Consider the following 6,265-nt stretch of genomic DNA (forward strand, 5'->3'; position numbering starts at 1 on the left):
TAAGGAAACTGGTACTAACCATGGTCAGTTTACGGTTGAATTATCAAATCCTCAAAGTGTGTATGAGTTAAATGACGGATACAAAGTAGAAATTGTGGATTATTACGCTAATTTCTCTGGATTTGTAGACGGAGAGCCACAATCAGAGACGCCCGAACCAAAAAATCCGGCATTTTTAATGAAAATGTACAGCCCGGAATTTCCTAAGGGTGAATCTAGCTTTGTCATGATTCAAAATACATTAGAGCCTTTAGGTGAGACAACTCATAAAGTTAAATTTGAAAGTGTAGAAACTAGAGATATGTCAGGTCTTACAATCCGAAAAGATTTAACACTTCCTATTCTTATGCTTGGTGGATTGATCTTCATGATTGGTGTTGCACAAGGGTCATACTGGAATCATCGCCGAATTTGGCTTCAGTATCTAGAGGATGGAAAAATGGTTGTTGCCGCTCATACAAACAAAAACTGGATGAGTGTGAAAAAGGATATCGATGAAGTATCAAAGGTAACCAGTATTCCACCATATGAGGACCAACAAGATCTAGATGCAAAACTAGAAAAAGAGGAAATACAGGAAGGGGAAAAATAAGATGACAATGGTTTCTGTAAGTGAGACTTTATTGTTTGTTGCGTTTGTTGCTTATTTGGTTGCTACGTTCCTATTTGGTGGAGCAGTCAAAACTTCTGCCGCATCAGCTAGAAATTCATATAAACGTTGGGGTAACTTAGCAATCATCGTGACAATCATTGGTTTTGTTGCAAACTTAGGGTATTTTATTACCCGTTGGATTGCAGCTGGACATGCACCAGTGAGTAATTTGTTTGAATTTACAACTGCGTTTGGAATGCTTGTTGTTGGAGCATTTATTCTAATTTACTTTATATACAAAACTCCTGCTCTTGGATTATTTGCTCTACCAATAGCGGTACTAATTATTGCTTATGCAAGTATGTTCTCGAAAGATATCACTCCTTTAATACCTGCATTAAAAAGTCACTGGTTAACTATTCATGTTATTACAGCTGCACTTGGGGAAGCTATTTTAGCTATTAGTGCAGTTGCAGGTTTGATCTTCTTATTGAAGAATATTGACCTTACAAAGCCATCTAAACAACGTTTTTGGATGGAAGCAACTATGTACGTTTTAGTACTAGTTTTAGGATTTGTTATTTCCACAGTTACTTTCTCTGTCGCAGATTATTCAGCAGAATATTCTTATATAGACAAAGAAGGAAAACCACACGATATAACGTATAATATGCCAGCATTATTTGGTATGAATGAATCAGAAGCAATTACGGATGGAGCGATGGAGCCGTTGGTGGAAGTTCCTCCATTAGTTAACGGTAAAAAATTGACTACAGTTGTATGGTCTCTTCTATTTGGTACAGTGCTATACGGACTGTTACGTTTAATATTACGCAAACGTATTTCTTTAATTCTTCAGCCATTAACTAAAAAAGCAAACTCACAGCTGATGGACGAAATTGGTTACCGTGCAGTATTAATCGGTTTCCCGGTATTTACGTTAGGAGCACTAATCTTTGCAATGATCTGGGCACATGAAGCTTGGTCTCGTTTCTGGGGCTGGGATCCAAAAGAGGTTTGGGCACTTATTACTTGGTTATTCTATGCTGTTTTCTTACATTTAAGATTAACAAAAGGTTGGCAAGGCGAAAAATCTGCTTGGTTAGCTTTAATAGGATTTATCATCATTATGTTCAACCTAATTGCGGTTAACTTAATTATTGCTGGGCTTCACTCTTACGCGTAAGTCAAAAGTAGTGCTAAAAAGCTCTTCATTCAACAGAATGGAGAGCTTTTCTTTTCTTTTATGATAAGTAATTGTACAATATAAGATAGATGTTGATAGAAGGGTATGATATGTAATGTCAGAAATGATAAAACTTTTAGTAGTAGATGACGAAGAACGTATCCGTCGATTATTAAAAATGTATTTAGAAAGAGAAGGGTATGTAGTAGAAGAAGCAGAAAATGGACAAATTGCTCTTCAGCTCGCTTTAGAAAATGAATATAATTGTATACTATTAGATATTATGATGCCTGAAAAAGACGGAATCGAAGTGATTACAGAGCTTCGTGAACATAAAGATACTCCAGTTATTCTACTTACTGCTAAAGGGGAAGAGGCTAACCGAGTAGAGGGATTTGAGCTAGGAGCAGATGATTATATCGTAAAACCATTTAGTCCTAGAGAAGTGGTACTTCGTGTAAAAGCACTTTTAAAGAGATCTACTGCTTTTTCTCCTTCCCAATCTGTGTCGATATCAAAGGATGTAGTTGTTTTTCCACATCTAACAATTGACCACGATGCACATCGAGTGACTGCTGACGGGGAAGAGGTTAGTCTTACACCTAAAGAATATGAATTGCTATATTTCCTTGCTAAAGCTCCAGATAAGGTATTTGACCGAGAACAGCTTTTGAAGGAAGTTTGGCATTATGACTTCTTTGGAGATTTACGTACAGTTGATACGCATGTGAAGAGATTACGTGAAAAGCTAAATAGAGTATCCGAAAAGGCTGCAAAAATGATTGTTACTGTTTGGGGAGTTGGCTACAAGTTTGAGGTAGGAAATGAATAGGATTTGGAATAGTGTTGTCGGGAAGCTATGGGGAACCATATTGCTTCTCGTCTTATTTGTGTTGTTTATTATTACTGTCCTTATGCTAGAATTTTTAGAAGATTTCCATACAGAGCAAGCAGAAGAAACATTGAGGCAGGAAGCCGCAACCATCGGAAAAATTGTAGAACAGCATGATAATGTAGAAGAATCCATTTCTATCATTAGTGATATATTAGGTACAGAAACGAATGCATTAATAGTAGATGATGCGCAATCTGTGTTCCTTTCCATTCATGATGGCTTAAACAAAGAGGTTATTAAAGATAAGATTTTAGACGATGACCAACTTTCCAAAATTTATACTACTGATAAGACTATTATAAGAAAGATGCTAATGCCTTCCATGAGTGAAGATAACTTAATGGAAAATTATCTTATTCTAGCCTTTCCATTAGAGTCTGAAATACAAACACACGGCGCTGTTTTTATTTATCAAAGCTTAGAGGTAGTAAGTAAAACTTCAAACAACACGACAAGAATTGTGTTCTTATCCGGTTTTATTGCTTTACTGCTTACTACGCTTTTCACGTTTTTCCTTTCTTCAAGAATTACTTCTCCTTTACGTTCTATGCGGGAGGCTGCATTAGAGCTAGCTAAAGGGAACTTTGAAACGAAGGTACCCTATACACAGCGAGATGAGATAGGAGAGCTAGGATCTGCATTTAATCGGATGGGGAAACAGCTAAAGCACCATGTAGAGGTTATCAATCAAGAAAAAGAGCAACTGGCTAGCATTTTAACGTCTATGACAGATGCTGTTATTACTATCAATAAGGATTTCCATGTACAAGTCAGCAATCCTCAAGCAGAGCAACTTCTTACAAAATGGCAAGCTGAAAACAACCAATTGGATGATTCTGAGCTACCAAATGAGCTGCGTCATCTATTAGAACATGTATTAGATATAGAAGAAGAACTGGATGAGGAACTAGAAATTAGAGGAGAATATTTCTCTGTCTCCATCAGCCTTTTATACAGCAACGAGTATGTTCGTGGAGCTGTGGTGGTGCTCCGTAATATGACTGAGCAGCATCGTTTAGACAAAATGCGTTCTGACTTTATAGCGAATGTGTCTCATGAGCTGAGAACACCTATTTCAATGCTTCAAGGCTACAGTGAAGCCATTATTGATGAAATTGTAACTACTGAAGAAGATAAAAATGAAATGATACGAGTCATTTATGATGAATCGAAACGAATGGGAAGATTAGTTACAGAATTACTAGATTTAGCAAGATTAGAATCAGGGTATTTGAGTATATATAAAGAGAACGTAGAGATAGTTCCGACTATTGAAAGAATAACACAGAAATTTGATCAAGCTGCTAAAGAGAGTAACGTTCGTTTGAACTTTGAACAGCACATTCCATCAGGTCAACCGATAGAGATAGAAATAGATGAAGATAGAATGGAGCAAGTGTTAACAAATCTTATCGATAATGCTTTAAGACACACACCAGAAGCAGGTTCTGTCACTGTTCATTTAAGTACTTTAGAAAACCAAATTATTATTAAAGTATCAGACACTGGAGTAGGAATTCCCGAAGAGGATCTTCCTTATATTTTTGAACGTTTTTATAAAGCCGATAAAGCTAGAACTAGAGGTAAGGCTGGAACTGGTCTAGGTCTTGCTATTGCCAAAAATATTGTAGAGAGACATGATGGTTACCTTTCTGCAGAGAGTACGGTTGGGGTAGGTACAACATTTATTGTTCGATTACCCTTATAGTTGATGTAACAAAACGGGAGATGAAACGACTAATTGAAAGAACGGGGGGAGCCATATGAATGACTCCGTTTTCCACCGCTTGTATGATAGCTATCATCAAGACGTTTTTCAGTTTCTGATCTATTTAGTAAAAAATAGACAGACTGCGGAAGACTTGGTCCAAGAAGTGTACGTTCGTGTTCTAAGAGCCTATAGTAAATTTGAAGGTAAAAGCTCTGAAAAAACATGGTTATTTTCGATTGCTAAAAATGTGGCTATCGATCATTTTCGAAAGCATACAGTTAGAAAGAAAAAGATGTTTGATGCATTTGACTGGGAATCTACGCAGCTTGCATCAAAGGATATGTTACCAGAGGATTTCGCTGTTTTAAATGATGAAATGAAGGCCCTTCTCTTAGCATTAGACACTTGTACAGGTGACCAAAAAATGGTGGTTATTATGCGATACTTCCAAGAGCTTTCTATCTCAGAAACAGCACAAATACTTTCTTGGACCGAGGGAAAAGTGAAAACAACCCAGCACCGAGCCATTAAAGCGCTTCGAGAAAAATTATCTAGTCAAAAGAAGGAGGGTAATGTTCAATATGAGTAATAACGAAAAACAGAATGATGATTTAGAAAAGCTCTTAAGCAACATGCCCATCTTTACAGATAATCGCTCGAAGGATGAAGTTTATAATCGTGTTCAATTAGAAATGAAGTCTGCCAACATAGATGTTATCAAGCGTAACAACAATCCATTTTCCAGATGGATGCCACTTGTAGTTTCTATTGCTGCTGTCTTATTGTTGACCTTCCTGGTCTCGTCTTACTTGGAGACGAGTAATGAAGAATCTGCATCACAGCATAAAGCTAGTGAACAAGCTGATACAATGCGAACAATGGATGTTAATCCAGCCTCTGAGTCGGTAATTGAGAAGGATATGAAAACGACGGAAGAAGCGGCAATAGAGAATAAGGATGAATCATTCAATTCTCTAGCTGTCGAAAGTGAATTATTACCTATTCAAGCATTTAATAATGCTAGGACGATATATGAGGATGATTTAAACGATGGCGTTGCATTTCATTTTTCATTAACAAAAGAGGCTTATGCATATCCAATTACTATTGTTATTTCTAAAGGGAAAATAAATGAAGACTTTCCTAATGGATGGCCAAATAGTCTCCAGTTATATGAGCAATATGCAAGTCCTATCGATGAAGTTGCTTTAGGATTCGACGATTATCTGCCTTTCCAAGGTAGTTTTGCATCGGATGGCGATACACTACAACATTATTTGCCTGAAGGTCATGGATATGACGAAGCTTCTGCTACTACAGCTGTTTATGGAGATACAATGAGATTTATCTTTAGTGATTTTGCCTTTTTAGAACGATTAAATGAAGATGGCACCGCGATCACTTGGGACCAAATGGGCGTTATGAATAAAGAGTCTTTAATAAGCGCAAATGAACAGCAAGTCTACTTCAAGCAAAAGATGAATAACGGACTAACCTTCCTGGTTCCTAAGGGTGTATCCACTGGAGCCCCTTTTACAGAAATGCAAAAATCAGTAAATGATTATTTTACAACTGTAGTGCCAAAAGGTGTTAACTATGAAGTAACAGAGGAAGACAATACTGTGGTAATAACTTTTGAAGAAACTTTAGATTTAGCAACAATGGATTTCGAAGATTCAATTCTAATGATAGAGGCATTTACGCTAACTGCCGCAAGCTTCGATAAAACCGTACGCTTAGAAAATGTCGAGCAGAAGCAATGGGACCGTTTTGATTTGACAACAGCTTTACCCATACCTATGGGACCTAATGGTTATGTCATGAGCGATATTAAATAATATAACTGAGTCGACAAAAGGGCTGGAAATCGAAACGATTTCC

The 6,265-nt window shown here is 37.0% G+C and carries 5 protein-coding genes and 1 pseudogene; all 6 read left to right on the forward strand.

Annotation, left to right across the window (positions count from 1 at the left end; all coding sequences use genetic code 11):
• The coding region (locus AC06OU_RS12755; RefSeq protein WP_475856227.1) for a cytochrome c biogenesis ResB family protein at positions 1 to 592 on the forward strand (592 nt) is incomplete at its 5' end.
• Between the two features lies 1 nt (position 593).
• Positions 594 to 1,778 (forward strand): c-type cytochrome biogenesis protein CcsB, encoded by a 1,185-nt coding sequence (ccsB, locus tag AC06OU_RS12760; RefSeq protein ID WP_475856229.1) that lies wholly within the window; start codon positions 594 to 596, stop codon positions 1,776 to 1,778.
• A 115-nt stretch (positions 1,779 to 1,893) separates the two neighbouring features.
• Positions 1,894 to 2,610 (forward strand): response regulator transcription factor, encoded by a 717-nt coding sequence (locus AC06OU_RS12765; RefSeq protein ID WP_169361303.1) that lies wholly within the window; start codon positions 1,894 to 1,896, stop codon positions 2,608 to 2,610.
• Entirely contained in the window at positions 2,603 to 4,381 is a 1,779-nt protein-coding gene (locus tag AC06OU_RS12770; RefSeq protein WP_475856230.1) for an ATP-binding protein, read from the forward strand. Before AC06OU_RS12765 ends, AC06OU_RS12770 begins: the two co-directional genes overlap by 8 nt.
• Positions 4,382 to 4,430: 49 nt before the next feature.
• Positions 4,431 to 4,973: pseudogene (sigX, locus tag AC06OU_RS12775) on the forward strand (RNA polymerase sigma factor SigX); the annotation flags it as partial.
• Positions 4,966 to 6,222, forward strand: a complete 1,257-nt coding sequence (locus tag AC06OU_RS12780; protein WP_475856232.1) for a hypothetical protein — start codon at positions 4,966 to 4,968, stop codon at positions 6,220 to 6,222. The pseudogene sigX and the gene AC06OU_RS12780, both read left to right, overlap by 8 nt.
• Positions 6,223 to 6,265: the final 43 nt, after the last annotated feature.

Source organism: Psychrobacillus sp. (assembly GCF_056205495.1).